We start from the raw sequence: 15,115 nt of genomic DNA, 5'->3' as shown, positions 1-15,115 counted from the left end.
AGAACCACCAAAACAAGAAAATCGGGGAGCTCTCATGACCACCACCAACATTCGCCAAAGGCTCATCTGCGGGACCGCCTTCGCCGGCCTGCTGCTGGCCGGCGCCGCCCACGCCCAACAGGCGCCCGCGACCGACGACGTCACCAAGGTCGAGKAAGTCGTCGTCGTCGGCAGCCAGATCAAGGGCGCCAAGACCACGGCGGCCCTGCCGGTCACGGTGATGGACAACACCCAGATCGCCGCGACCGGCGCGGTTTCGGGCGACGACCTGTTCCGCTCGATCCCGATCATGGGCGACGTGTTCATCAACCCCAGCAACGCGGCCCAGACCAGCAACTCGACGCGCGGCGACGTCAACTCGATCAACCTGCGCAGCCTGGGCGTGGGCAACACCCTGGTGCTGCTGAACGGCCGCCGCCTGGTGTCGCACCCGACCAGCCAGTCGTCGGGCACGGTGCCGCTGCTGGGCTACAACGCCAACGCCATCCCGACCTCGAACCTGGAGCGCCTGGAGATCCTGCGCGACGGCGCGGCCGCCATCTACGGCGCCGACGCGGTGGCCGGCGTGGTCAACACCGTGCTGCAGACCGACTTCGACGGCCTGACCATGGACGCCCAGTACGGCTGGGCCGAGGGCACGCACCGCAAGGAATACACCAGCAACATCTTCGCCGGCCGCAACTTCGCCGACGGTCGCGGCAACGTGTCGATCAACGCCAACTTCACCGAGCGCACGGCCCAGCGGCCCAGCGACCGGCCCTATACGGCGACCCAGGACCTGCGGCCGCTGTTCGACAACGATCCGCGCTACACCGACAGCGCCACGCCCGACAACCGCGGCAACCAGAACTCGTTCTCGAACATCACGGTGCTGAACGCTGGCGGGATCGTCCGCCAGGGCGCGACGGCCCTGACCACGGCGGCGGGCGCCACCCACGTCCAACCCAACACCATCGCCGGCTGCGCGGCCCAGTTGGGCAACGGCCTGTGCCTGGGCACCGGCAACCTGGCCACCGGCAGCACGGCCAACTTCCTGCGCTACAACGCGCCGCAGAACGACGCCATCACCGTGGCCCCGAAGATCAGCCGCCAGAACGTCTTCCTCAACGGCCACTACGACATCACCGACACCGTCACGGCCTACGGCGAACTGGGCCTCTACCACGCCGAGTCCGAGGGCCTGACGACCCAGGGCACCAGCCTGGTGGCGATCGGCGTGCCGGCCAGCAACTACTACAATCCGTTCGGCATGGCGGTGTTCGCCAACGGCACGGTCAATCCCAACCGCCTGCCCAACCTGACCAACGTGCCGGCCGCCGGCCGCGCGGTGACCTTCACCAACTACCGCTTCAACGACCTGGGCCCGAACAAGGTCGAGGTCGAGAACTACCAGACCCGCTTCCTGGGCGGGCTGAAGGGCGAGGCGTTCGGCTGGGACTGGGACTCGGCGCTGCTGTATTCGAAGGCCGACGCCAAGGACGAGTCCGACGGCATCGACAGCGCCAAGCTGGCCGCCCAGCTGGCCCTGTCGACCCCCGACGCCTACAACCCCTTCAACGGCGGGTGCCTGAACGGGGAGGGCGGCCGTGATTGCACGCCCAGCTCCAAGGCGGCGACCGACGCCATCCGCTTCCGCCTGAAGCGCCACTCGACCACCACCCTGACCTTGGCCGATTTCAAGGTCTCCAAGCCCGACCTGCTGACCATCTGGTCCGGCCCGGTCGGCGTCGCCGCCGGCGTCGAATTCCGCCACGAGACCCAGCAGGACCGCCGCGACCCGCAGCTGGACGGCCGCACGCCCTTCACCGATCCGGTGACCGGCGCGACCAGCAACAGCAACGTCACGGGCGTCAACGACACGCCCAGCACCAAGGGCTCGCGCGACGTCGGCTCGGCCTTCATCGAGTTCGCCCTGCCGCTGGTCTCGCCGGAGATGAACATCCCGCTGGTGCGGGCCATCGACGTGCAGCTGGCCGGCCGCTTCGAGAACTACAGCGACTTCGGATCGGTGGCCAAACCCAAGGTGGCCTTCGCCTGGGACCTGGTCGACGGCGTGCGGGTGCGCGGCTCCTGGCAGCAGGGCTTCCGGGCCCCCAACCTGGAAACCACCAACCCGTTCAGCTATTCGCGGACCAACAGCGTCACCGACTACTACCGCTGCGAGGCCGACCTGCGCGCCGGCCGCATCGCCACCTTCGGGGCCTGCAACCGCGGCGTCGGCATCCGCTTCACCACGGCCGGCAACCCGGACCTGAAGGCCGAAGAGAGCGAAAGCTACTCGGTCGGCCTGGTCCTGCAGCCCCGGTTCATCCCCGAGCGGTTCGGTGATTTCACGATCACCGTCGACCGCTGGCAGATCGAGCAGGACGGCATCGTCGGCACGCTGGGTTCGACCAACATCGCGGTCCAGGACTACTTGGCGCGCATGACCGGCTCGAGCAATCCGAACACGATCCGCGCCGCGCCCAACGCCGACGACGTGGCCTTCTTCGCCGGCACCGGCCTGGCGCCGGTCGGCCAGATCACCGAAATCCGCGACCAGTTCAAGAACCTGCAGCCGCAGACGGTCAGCGGCGTCGACATCGGCGTGAACTGGGTGCTGCGCACCGAGGACTACGGCCGCTTCACGGTCAATGTCGACGCGACCTACATGGACAAGTTCTCGCAGGACCTGGCCCCGCCGATCCAGGAGCTGTTCGACGCCCGCGGGGCCGGCACGATCAATCCGGCCACGCCGCTGACCGATCCGGGCGACCTGCTGCGCAAGAACGGCAAGCCGGAATGGAAGGGCACGGCGACGATGACCTGGCGCCAGGGTCCGGTGCAGATCGGCGGTTCGGTGCTCTACACCGGCTCGGTGCTCGACACCGACTTCCTGGCCGCCGACGGCACGCCCTACACCGTCAAGTCGCTGACCACGGCCAACCTCTACGTCCAGTACCGGATCGAGGACAAGAAGAGCCCGCTGGACGACACCCGCCTGCGGGTGGGCGCGCGCAACATCTTCGACAAGGATCCGCCCCTGTCGTCGAGCGGCTACATCGGCTCGCTGTACAACCCCTATGCCCGCTATTGGTACGTCAACGTCAGCAAGTCGTTCTGACGTACCTCTGGCCCCGGCGCTTCCTCCCCCCTGGGCGCCGGGGCCGCCCTCTAGTTTCGATCCGCTTTCAAGAGACGCCGCCATGGGTTCTCCGCTTCGCCGAGTTTGGATGGGTATCGCGGCCCTGGGCTTGATGGCCGGCGGCTGCGCCCATGCCCAGGCTCCAGCCCCGGTTGCCCAGACGGCGTCTCAAGCGACCAAGGACTGTCCCGACTACCTGCCGGCCGAGTCCCGCTGCTTCGCCGGTCAGGACGCCAACGGCGCGTACTACTGGATCGTCATCCCCAAGGCCTGGAACGGCGCGCTGGTGGTGCACACCCACGGCGGGCCGCGCCTTAAGGCCCCTAAGCCCGACGACGCCCTGGAGGACCTGGAGCGGTTCTCGGTCACCGTGAAGGAGGGTTTCGCCTGGGCCGGCACGAACTACCGCCGCGCGGGCTACGGCGTGCGCAGCGCCGCCGAGGACAGCGACAACCTGCGCAAGATCTTCTGGGACCAGTTCGGCCGGCCCAAGCGCACGATCCTGCACGGCCAGTCCTGGGGCGGCAACGTCGCGGCCAAGACGGCCGAGCTGTACGGGCAGGGGGCCGACGGCAAGCCGGTCTATGACGGGGTCATCCTGACCAGCGCGGTGCTGGCCGGCGGCACGCGGTCGTACGACTTCCGCGCCGACCTGCGGGCCGTCTACCAGTACTATTGCCAGAACCATCCCCGGCCCGACGAGCCGGCCTATCCGCTATGGCAGGGCCAGCCGGTTGGCTCGACCCTGACCAACAAGCAGTTGGACGAGCGCCTGGAGGCCTGCACCGGGGTGAACCTGCCAAAGGCCCAGCGCACGCCTGCCCAGCAGCGCAACCTCGACAACATCCTGGCCGTGACCCGCATTCCCGAACGGACGCTGGACAGCCACCTGGGCTGGGCGACCTTCACCTTCGCCGACATGGTCAACAAGCGCCTGGACGGCCACAATCCGTTCAGCAATGTCGGCGTGGTCTATGCCGGCTCCGACGACGACGCCGCGCTCAACAAGGGCGTGACGCGGTTCGCGGCCGACCCCGAGGGCGTGCGCCGCCTGGCCTTCGACGCCGACCTGACCGGCAAGCTGACGGTTCCGACCCTGACCATGCACGCGATCGACGACCCCACGGCCTTTGTCGAGCTGGACCAGGTGTTCCACGACACCGTCGCCAAGGCCGGCGCCGGCGACCTGCTGGTCCAGTCGTTCACCGACGAGCATGAGCACAGCAAGCTGGCCACGCCGGAATACGCCGCGCTGCTTCGGGCGATGAGCGCCTGGATCGAGCGGGGCGAAAAGCCGTCGCCGACCTCGCTGGCCGCGGGCTGCCAGGCGGCTGTCGCCGCCTATGGCGAGGCCTGCCACTTCCAGGTCGACTACGCGCCCCGGCCGCTCGCCGAGCGCAGCTACCCCCGCTAGTTCCAACAGGTCAGCCGGGCCGTCGAAGGGGGCGATCACGCCCTCCGGACGACGGCAAAGATTTCAGCTGACATCCCCCTTGCAATTATGTTGCAGCTCCGCGACTTTGCGTCCGTAAGTTGCGGGGGCGGCGTGTGAGTGAGTACCAAGTCGAGGCCGATGAAGGCCTCGCGTGTCTGGTTCTGTTGCTGGGCTTTCACCAGATCGGCGCCGATCCGCAGCAACTTCGGCATGCGCTGGGCCAGGCCGGCAAGGCCGAAGCCGGCGACCTTGTGCGTCTGGCTCGCCGACTCGGCGCCAAGGCCAAGCTCGCGTCCCTGCCGATGTCCCGCCTGGAGGACGCCCCGCTGCCGGCGATCGCCCGGGGACGCGGCGGCGACTTCTTCATCCTGGCCCGGGTCAAGGACGGCGAGGCCCTGGTCCAGTGGCCCGGCCAGCCGCCCAAGACCCTGTCGCTGAGCGACCTGTCCGCCATCTGGGCCGGCGAGGCGGTGCTGGTCACCACCCGCTCCGAAATCCCAGGCGGCGCGAAGTTCGACGTCACCTGGTTCATTCCCGCCCTGGTCCGCTATCGCGGCCTGCTGGGCGAGGTCCTCGCCGCGTCGCTGACCCTGCAGTTGTTCGCCCTGGCCACGCCGCTGATCTTCCAGGTGGTGATCGACAAGGTGCTGGTGCATCGCGGCCTGACCACGCTGGACGTCCTGGCCATCGGCCTGGGCGCGGTGATCGTGATGGAGACCCTGCTGGGCGGGCTGCGGGCGGCGCTGTTCACCCACACCACCAGCCGGGTCGACGTCGAGCTCGGCGCGCGGCTCTACCGCCACCTGCTGGCCCTGCCGATGGCCTATTTCGAGAGCCGCCGGGTGGGCGACACCATCGCCCGGGTGCGCGAGCTGGACACCATTCGCGAGTTCCTGACCTCCTCGTCGGTGACCCTGGTCATCGACCTGCTGTTCACCGTCATCTTCCTGGTGGTGATGTGGTTCTATTCGCCGTGGCTGATGCTGATCGTATTGATCGCCATCGTCCTCTACGCCCTGGTCGCCGGCTTGCTGACAGGCCCGTTGCGCCGACGCATCGAGGAACGGTTCCAGCGCGGCGCCGAGAGCCAGGCCTTCCTGGTCGAGAGCGTCGCCGGCATGCAGACGCTCAAGGCCTCGGCCGTCGAGCCGCAGATGCAGAGCCGCTGGGAGCGCCTGCTGGCCGCCTATGTCGCCGCCGGCTTCAAGGCCGCGCGGCTGAACATCTGGGGCGGCCAGGCGATCCAGCTGATCAACAAGGCCTCGACCGTGCTGATCCTCTATATCGGCGCGCGCCTGGCCCTGGGCGGCCACATGACGGTCGGCGAACTGGTGGCCTTCAACATGCTGGCGGGCCGGGTCGCCGAACCGGTGCTGCGCCTGGCGGGCCTGTGGCAGCAGTTCCAGGAGGCCCGGGTCGGCGTCGCGCGGCTGGGCGACGTGCTCAACACCCCGACCGAGGCCCAGTTCTCGCCGTCGCGCGCCGCCCTGCCGCGCATCGAGGGGCGCGTCGCCTTCGACGACGTGACCTTCCGCTACAAGCCCGGCGGGCGCGAAGCCCTGCGCCGCGTCAGCCTGTCGGTCGAGCCCGGCGAGGTGCTGGGCATCGTCGGTCCCTCCGGCTCGGGCAAGTCGACCCTGACCAAGCTGGTCCAGCGCCTCTACGTGCCCGAGAGCGGCCGGGTGCTGGTCGACGGGGTGGACCTGGCCCAGGTCGATCCGGCCTGGCTGCGCCGGCAGGTCGGCGTGGTGCTGCAGGAGAACCTGCTGTTCAACCGCTCGGTGCGCGACAACATCGCCCTGGCCGATCCGGCCCTGCCGATGGAGGCGGTGATGGCCGCCGCCAGCATGGCCGGCGCCCACGAGTTCATCCTCGAACTGCCCGAGGGCTACGACACCGTGTTGGAGGAGCGCGGCGCCAACCTTTCCGGCGGCCAGCGCCAGCGCATCGCCATCGCCCGGGCCCTGATCACCAACCCGCGCCTGCTGATCCTCGACGAGGCGACCAGCGCCCTGGACGCCGAGAGCGAGGCGATCCTGCAGAAGAACATGCGCCAGATCGTCCGTGGCCGGACGGTGATGATCATCGCCCACCGGCTGTCGGCCATCCGGATCGCCAACCGCATCGTCACCATGGAGAACGGCGCCATCACCGAGACCGGCGACCATGAGACCCTGATGGCGGCCGGCGGTCGCTACGCCCAACTCTGGCGGGCCCAGACGCACGGCTACGGAGCTGACCAATGAGCCTGCTCGGCCACGCCCGCGCCCTGGTCCAGGCCTGGAAGGATGAGACCGTCCGCCGCCGGACCGGCGCCGGCGCCCGCATCGAAACCCAGTTCCTGCCCGCCGCCCTGGAGATCGCCGAAACCCCGCCTTCGCCGATCGGTCGGGCCATCACCTGGACGATCGTCGCCGGCGCCGTCGGGACCCTGGTCTGGGCGTGCTGGGCCAAGGTCGACACCGTGGCCGTGGCCGAAGGACGGCTGGTGCCGACGGGCCGTCTGCGCTCGGTCGAGCCGTCCGATCCCGGCACGGTCCGCGCCATCGCCGTGCGCGAGGGCGAGCACGTGCGCCCCGGCCAGTTGCTGATCGCCCTGGACCCCACGGTGGCCGACGCCGACGCCGAGAGCGCCACGACCGAACTCTCCACCGCCGGCCTGACCCTGGCCCGGGCCAACGCACTGCTCAGCTATAGCCGCGGCGGCGGCGCGGCGGTGATCGCCCCGCCCGGATCCGAGGGCAGCGCCGCCGAGGCCGAGCGCCAGGTGGTGTCCGCCCGCATCCAGGCCTACGAGGCCAAGCGCGCCTCGCTGGTGGAGCGTCGGGCCGGCGCCGAGGCCTCGGCCCGCTCGGCCCAGGCCGAGATCGTCAAGCTGGAGCGCACCCTGCCGATCCTGCAACGCCAGCTGGACGACCAGAAGATGCTGGAGGCCAAGGGCTACGGCGCCCGCCAGAAACTGCTGCAGCAGGAACAGGCCATGGTCACCGCCGAGCAGGACCTGATCGCCCAGCGCGGCCGCCTGGACGAAGCCCGCGCCCAGGTCGCCTCGCTGTCGCGTGACGGCGCCGAGCTCACCCAGCAGTTCGTCGGCCAGGCCGCCCAGGAGCGCGCCGAGGCCGAAGGCCTGGCCGCCACCCGCGGCGACGCCCTGCGCAAGGCCGAGCAGAAGCGCGGCCTGCAGACCCTGACCGCCCCGGTCGGCGGCATCATCCAGGCGGTGTCGGTGACCACGCTCGGCGAGGTGGCCGAGACCGGCAAGCCGATCGTCACCATCGTGCCCGACGGCGAGGCCCTGGTGGTCGAGGCCTTGGTCCTGGGCCGCGACATCGGCTTCGTCCATGTCGGCGACCGCTCGGTGGTCAAGCTGGAGGCCTATCCCTTCACCCGCTACGGCACGCTGGAGGGCGAAGTGGTCCAGGTTTCGCCGGACGCCATCGTCGACGAGAAGCGCGGACTCGTCTTTCCCGTGCGTGTGAAGCTGTCACAAACGCGACTTAGGGTTGACGGACGCCAAGCTTTGCTATCGGCTGGCATGAGCGCGTCGGTCGAGATCGTGACGGGGAAACGTCGGGTGATTGATTTCCTGTGGTCGCCGGTGGCGAAGACGGTTTCCGAGGCGGGGAGAGAGCGGTGAGGCAACTGTCGGACGGCCCGTCGTCGACGCTCATTCTGTCTGAGTTTGATGGATCAACGAGAACCATGCTGAAGACGGCGGCGAGTTTATTCGGGTGTTGTCTAGTTGTTTCGTTGCTGGCTTCTTGCGGCGTCCGAGATGAAAATCTAAATCCAAGCGATAGATCTAGGGTGGATTTCATGTGCAAGAAGTTTGCAGATTGGACCTATCGAAATGATGAAATAGCAGAGCAGAGCGCAATTCGCAAATCAAAGGAATGCTCTAGTAGGGCTAGAGTGTTATTTATTGAAAAATATAGAGATATTTCTGACGCCGATATTCCTGCGAATGGTGCCATTGTCGTAATGGAGGCTCCAAGCCCCAGTCATGGGGTGTCTTATTCAACTCCCGGAATCAATTGTAGCACCCTGATGGATAGGACGATCTATCTGGCCGCCATGTCGCCGAACGCTAAGGACAGCGGGCGTGTCGTGGCGAAGATTTCGGAAATCAACCGACGCAATGCAGCTGTACCATCTGTGGATGGGAAATGTTGGCCAATCTATTCAGAGTTTGGGGTCAGGTAGAATGCCATTAGCTCCGCCGTCTCAGCCTGGAACATATCGGGCTCATGCCAATGCCGGAAAGATTGGCGCGGGAACGACCATACAAGGAACGCTTGCAGATATTGACAATATTAATAATGCCCTGAAGAGGCTTGGATCTGTTCCTTCCTACAAAGGAATGGCTGCTTGGATTAACGAACTAAACAAGAAGGGCAGAAATGTTCTAATTTACGTCGATTATGCGAGCGATGGATCTTATTGGAACTTCAATAATTCTAATGTATCCTGGGCAAGAGGTAGTGGTGACTACGGTGGCGTGTATGCCAATACTGGCTATGTTGCTCAGTCGGGTTCTGTAAATGCTGGCGTGGCTTTTGATCCGGGATCTGTGCCTGGGGCGACAAATGGGGTTTATGACGCAGTTATAGTGGTCTCATCCAAAGGTTGGGCAAATGCTGGAGGTCTTGCAAGTAAATTCCTAGCATTCATATTGGGCCATGAGTATGGCCACGCGGCAAACCCTTTATTCTACGATATTAATTTGGCAAATTCCGGACCTGTTGGATATGCCGAAGCGAATGATAAGTTTCGAAAAGGTGTAATTGATAATCACAACAAGGATATAAATCCTATTGTGACGAGAGCGTTATATGATGAAGGTCTTATATTTAAATTTGTGGTAGATGGTAAATTTGTCTACTGGGGTAAGGGTGCGGCGAAGTATATAGCCCAGCATGGTATAGAGGGCGCCATAGCTAATGAATCTCCAGCCTATGGGCTGATGGCTATGAATAATGACGATGCTGGGCTTATGGATACCGGTTTGGGGTTGACGTCCGGGTCGCCGCAATTTGATGGTTCAAATATAGTTGAACTTATCAACCCGTTTGAGCTGACCCCTAAGCAGCAGATGGCGTCAGTTTATGGTGACATGTTTGGGTCTTCGCTTGGGCAGTATCTATCTGACGGAGATCCAGTTAAGGGTGTTATTTATAGCTCACTTTTGGGTGAGATCGGCGAGCGGCTTGCCGCCGCCATTACAGCCACCTCCGTGGAAGGAGCAATGCACGCTGCCGTGGAAGGTGGGTTGGCCTCGTTCGGTAGCGAAGTTAGAGCTCGCGCCGGTCAGGCCGCGATCGGTTCCATTAGTTCATGGTTGTCGATGGAGGTGGGCGAAGCGCTTGGCTTGAAAGGTTTCGGCGCTGAGCTCTTCACGACGGTCGGATCGACCGTAACTGGTCAAGTTATCAACAATCTCTTGGCGAACGGGCCGGCGGCTATTTGGGATGGCTTCCATCCCGAGACGACGCTCAAGCCGGATCTCTCGGCCACAACGGGCCCGTCGCAGATCAGCGGCCTTCTGGCCAACGCCATTGGCTCGTTCCTTGGCGCCAAACTTGGCGCGATGGTGGTGAGCCCGCAAACCCAAGCGGGGGTGGCATTATCTTCAATCGGTTCGGCTGTCGGCTCATATGCGGCGGTCCAGATCGCCCTGCAAGGTGGTCTTTATCAACTCACCATGCTGGGCAACTTTGTAGTTCCCGGTATTGGCGCTTTCGTTGGCTTCGTGCTGGGCGCTCTCATCGGCAACCTGTTCGGCAAGAAAAAGCCCAAGATTCCGAGCGCCAGCGCCGAGACGGTGCTGCAGCTTCCCTACGCGCGCTATGAGCTGGGCGCGATCACGGTCACCAACAACGGCAATCGAGACCTGGTCACCTCGATGGCGACGGCGGCCCGCGACACGTTGAACGGCCTGATCGCCCTCGTGGCCTACACCGACACCACCGCCTATGTGTCCAACCTCAATGGCTATGGCACGACCCAGGCCTACGGCCACACCAGCAGCCAGATCTATGTGAAGATCAACGGCGTCCAGACCAACTTCGCCTCGGCCGACCAGGCCGTCGAATTCGGGACCCTGGCGGCGATCCGCAACACCAAGATCGTCGGCGGCGACATCTTCGCCAAGCGGGCGATCGCCCGCTCGCCGGCCGCCGACCTGACGTCGCTGAGCGGCGACCTGCAGATCGCGAGTGACTATCGGTTCTACGGGAGCAATCGAGCTCACGTGAACAGTTTCATCACCGGCGCTTACGCCAGCCTGAGCCAATGGGAGCAGGATTTCTACGGTCATCCGCCACATAAGGCGTTGATCGACAAGCTGAAAACCCAGGGACAGGCAGCCCTGACCGCCAGCGAACTGGGCTTCTACAACACCTATAAGCCCAGCATCGACAAGATCATCACCGCCCTGGAAAACCAGGCCGTGGCCAACCCCTGGATCATCACCCTGCAGCGGGTCAGTGAGCTCGGCCTGGACAAGTGGACCACATCCGACTTCTACGGCGGCCTGCAAGGGTTCCTTTCCAGCTTCGACCTGGCCAGTCACGGCACGGCGTTCGAGAACGTCAAGATCAGCGCTCAGGGCAACACGGCCGAGATCCAGGCGCGCGGCCAGACCACCGATGGGGTGTTCTCGATCCTGCCCCAGGCGATGGACGGCGCCAGCGACAACGACGTGCTCAACGCCCGCTTCCAGAGCGGCATAGCCGGCTGGGACATGGCGACATGGAACGTCGCCAATCCGGTGCGCGGCGTGGACATGCCCGGCTGGTCCGGCGGCGGCAACGACAGCTACTGGGTTCACATGCCGGGCGCGACCGCTGCTGGGGCGTCCCTGATCGACACGCGATCAGACTGGATCGCCAGCCGGGCCGGGGAGACTTACGAGACATCGGTCCGAGCCGCGCAACATCGTGGCCAGGCCAGCGCCTTTGTTGAGTTCTACGACGCCAACCGCAATTTCATCAGCTACGGCATGCTGAACGGCGCGGCGACCGAGGGCGGTTCCAGTCAGGGAGACTTGGCCTCCTATGGCCTGCTCACCGGCGCGACGACGGCCCCGACCGGTACAGCGTATCGGCGAGTCGTGCTGCGTCTCGCCTCGACCGGCGGCGGCGATCCCTTCGCCTTCTTCACGCAGCCGACGTCCCGGACCGTTCCGAACGACATCGTGGATGCGCGTTTCCAGGACTTGGCCAGTTGGTCGATGTCCAGTTGGCAGGTCGCGACGCCCCAGCACGGCGTCAATCTCGCGGGCTGGTCGGGCAACGGCAACGACGTGCTGTGGACGGTGATCCCCGAGAGCTCGCCCACCGGATATATCGATCACGCCTCGGCCATGATCGCCTCCAAGGGAGGTGAGACTTATGAGACGTCGGTCATGGCCGCGCAGCATCGCGGCTTGGCCCAGCTCTACGTGGCCTTTTATGACGCCAACTCCAATTGGCTGGGCAACTCCTCAGTCGTCGGGGGCGCGCAGGAATCCGGCAGTTCCCAGGGCGATATCGCCACCTATAACAAGCTGTCCGTGACCGCCACCGCGCCCACGGGGACGGCTTTCCGCCGCGAGATGCTGCGACTGTCCTCAACCGGCCAGACCACGCCCTATGCCTTCTTCACCCATCCCGTATCGCGAACAATCGCCAACATCCTTCCGGACTGGACGACCAAGGGCGAGGCGGTGCGGATCGAGGACATGTCCCTGGTCGGCTACGGCGTGCGCGCGCTCGGCGGGGCCACTTCGGGCAACGACCTGATCGATCAGCGCCTGGCGATCGGCGGCGTGACGATCGACGACAGTCACCAAGAATATGTCGAGAGCGGTTACTATCAGTACAACGGCTGGGACTACGAGTGGATCGACACCTCCACTTGGGAGACGCGCGACGGCGGCGATGACATCTTCGTCGGTGGGGCGGGCAGCGACACGCTCATCGGCCGGTCCGGCTGGGATTGGCTGGACGGCGGGGCGGGCAATGACGCCTTGCTCGGCGGCGACCAGAACGACGTGCTGATCGGCGGGGCCGGCGGAGACACCCTCTACGGCGAGAACGGCGACGACTATCTCTCGGGCGGCGACGACGCCGACTCGATCCTGGGCGGAGCCGGCGCCGACACGATCGTGGGCGGAACGGGCGGCGACACCACCCAAGGCGAGGATGGCGACGACACCTACCTGATCTCGGCCGACTATACGTTCAACTGGTTCGTGGGCGGGAACTTCAACTTCGCCAGCGACCCCTCTGGCAAGGACACGCTCAGCGCCGAGCGGATGACCAGCGGCGTGACGTTCGACCTCGACTACCGGCCGCCGGACTGGAACGGGCACCCCGACGCCACGGCCGGCAATTCCGCCAGCCGGGCGGCGATCGTCAACGACGCCGTGACGGGCAGGTTCTACAGCTCCATCGGCCTGGTCAATGTCGAGAACGGCACGGGCTCGAACTTCAATGACCGGCTCTACGGCACTGTCGGGGACAACGTGCTCAGGGGGCTCGCCGGCGACGACCAGCTGTTCGGGCGCGACGGCAACGACATCCTCGAAGGCGGCGCCGGCGCCGACTACATGGATGGCGGCACGGGTTGGAACACGGTCAGCTACGAGCATTCGTCCGCGGGCGTCTATGTCGATCTCGGGACTGGCGAGGTGTTCGGCGGCGACGCCGACGGCGACACCCTGGTCAATCTGCTGGCCATTCGCGGCAGCCAGTTCGCCGATCAGCTGAAAGGTCACCAGTGGGGCGACAGCATCGAGGGCCTGGGCGGCGACGACTGGTTCGTGGCGACGGTGGGCGGATCCAGCTTCTACAATGGCGGCGAGGGCAAGGACTTCATCGACTATTCGGAAGCCGCCGAGGGTGTCTATCTGGTCCTCAGCTCCTATACGCCGACCTTCCAGTATGACGGCAACGGCTATAGCGGCATGGCCGCGGGTGATCGATACAATAACATCGAGGGTGTCGTCGGCACCGCTTTCACCGATTACCTGTACGGCGGCGACGGCGACCAGACCTTCGTGGGCGGACGGGGATCGGACTATTTGGCCGGGGCGGCGGGCGCCGACACCTATGTGCTGAACCGCGGCGACGGCTACGACACGGTCACCGAGGACAACACCGGCTGGAACGTGCTGTCGTTCGGCGAGAACGTGAAGTTCTCGGACCTGTGGATGGGCACGGCGGGCGGGTCGGGCGGCTGGCTGGACGTGGGGATTCGCGGCGACAACGCCCAGTTCCGCGTCGCGGCCAACTTCGCCAACCTCAACAGCAGCAAGATCAAGACCCTGGACCTGAACGGTGCGGGACAGCTGGATCTGGACGGCATCGAGTACGCGCCGGCGGCCAGCGACTACAGCGAGGCCGTCAACGGCTGGTCTGGGCGGCGCGACCTGATCTTGGCCTACAACGGCGACGACGCCATCACCGGTTCGGGCGGAGCCTGGGAGGACAAGGGCAACGTCATCATCGCCGGCCTGGGCAACGACGTGATCACCACCTCGGGCGGCGACGATCAGTTCGCCTACGACCGCGGCGATGGCCTCGACAGCATCAACGACGCCGGCGGCGAGGACACCTTGGTGTTCGGCCCGACGGTGGCGGCCGAGGACGTGATCTACCAGGTAGTCGGCGACCACCTCTATATCGGGGCCAAGAACCCTCTGGACGCCACCCAGACCGCGTATTGGGTTCCCGACCACGTCCAGATCTGGAACGGCGGGGTAAAGACCATCGTCCGCGACGGCTCCACCCAGACGGTGATGTACGAGAGCCTGAACACGGTGGAATATGTGATCGCCGGCGGGACCTCGATCGACCTGCGCAAGCTCGATATCGCCTGGACCATCCAGTACAGCGACAACTACGACTACTACTACCCGATCGCCTTGGACCTGGACGGCGACGGGCTGAACCTGGCGGCGGTGGAGACCTCCAACGTGGTGGTCAAGACGGCCCAGGGCGGGCTGTCGAGGATCGGCTGGGTGGGACCCACGGACGGCTTCCTGGCGGTGGACCGCAACGGCGACGGGGCGATCAACACGCTGTCGGAGATCTCGTTCGTGCAGGACAAGCCGGGCGCGACCAGCGACCTGGAAGGCCTGCGCACCTGGGACACCAACGCCGACGGGGTGCTGGACAAGGCCGACAAGGACTTCGGCAGGATCCTGCTGTTCGTCGACGCCAACCAGAACGGCCGCTCGACCAGCAAGGAGCTGCGCACCCTGGAAGAGGCCGGGATCAAGGCCATCAACCTGGGCGGGGCCGCCACCGGCTACACCCGCGAGATGACCACCGACAGCTTCGTGCAGAACACCATCAGCTTCGTGTGGGCCGACGGACGCACGGGCGAGGGCTACGACGTGGCCCTGGCGCGGCGGGTGCTGGGGTCCGAAGGCCTCTATGCCGGCGAGTACCAGGCCGAGTGGGGCGCGCGCGACGAGGACGGGACGCTGGGCCAGCTGGTCAACGACCCCAAGGCCGCGGCCAAGGCTTCGCGGATCAAGGCCAAGAAGGGCCTGCTGGACAAGCTTGGGG

Annotated in this window: 6 protein-coding genes; all 6 read left to right on the top strand. The window is 65.5% G+C overall.

The genetic code is table 11. The annotated features are described in order from the left end of the window. The first annotated feature begins 34 nt into the window (after positions 1-34). Positions 35-3,103: a TonB-dependent receptor domain-containing protein gene (locus AC1DMQ_RS23095; protein WP_477035877.1), complete on the top strand. Its 3,069-nt coding sequence runs from the start codon at positions 35-37 to the stop codon at positions 3,101-3,103. 109 nt (positions 3,104-3,212) lie between these two features. Next, positions 3,213-4,538 (top strand): alpha/beta hydrolase, encoded by a 1,326-nt coding sequence (locus AC1DMQ_RS23090; protein WP_477035876.1) that lies wholly within the window; start codon positions 3,213-3,215, stop codon positions 4,536-4,538. A 134-nt stretch (positions 4,539-4,672) separates the two neighbouring features. Next, positions 4,673-6,805: a type I secretion system permease/ATPase gene (locus tag AC1DMQ_RS23085; RefSeq protein WP_477035875.1), complete on the top strand. Its 2,133-nt coding sequence runs from the start codon at positions 4,673-4,675 to the stop codon at positions 6,803-6,805. Then, positions 6,802-8,196, top strand: coding sequence for an HlyD family type I secretion periplasmic adaptor subunit (locus AC1DMQ_RS23080; RefSeq protein ID WP_477035874.1), 1,395 nt, complete (start codon positions 6,802-6,804; stop codon positions 8,194-8,196). Before AC1DMQ_RS23085 ends, AC1DMQ_RS23080 begins: the two co-directional genes overlap by 4 nt. Before the next feature lie 65 nt (positions 8,197-8,261). Beyond that, the gene (locus AC1DMQ_RS23075) at positions 8,262-8,762 is read left to right on the top strand and encodes a hypothetical protein (protein WP_477035873.1); all 501 of its coding nucleotides are present in this window, start codon (positions 8,262-8,264) and stop codon (positions 8,760-8,762) included. A gap of 1,546 nt (positions 8,763-10,308) precedes the next feature. After that, on the top strand, positions 10,309-15,115 hold a 4,807-nt coding region (locus tag AC1DMQ_RS23070; RefSeq protein WP_477035872.1), incomplete at its 3' end, for a calcium-binding protein.

The sequence above is a fragment of the Caulobacter sp. 05L422 genome, assembly GCF_056397765.1.
Note: the sequence above shows the minus strand (reverse complement) of the source record. Positions and strands in the feature narration are given on the sequence as shown.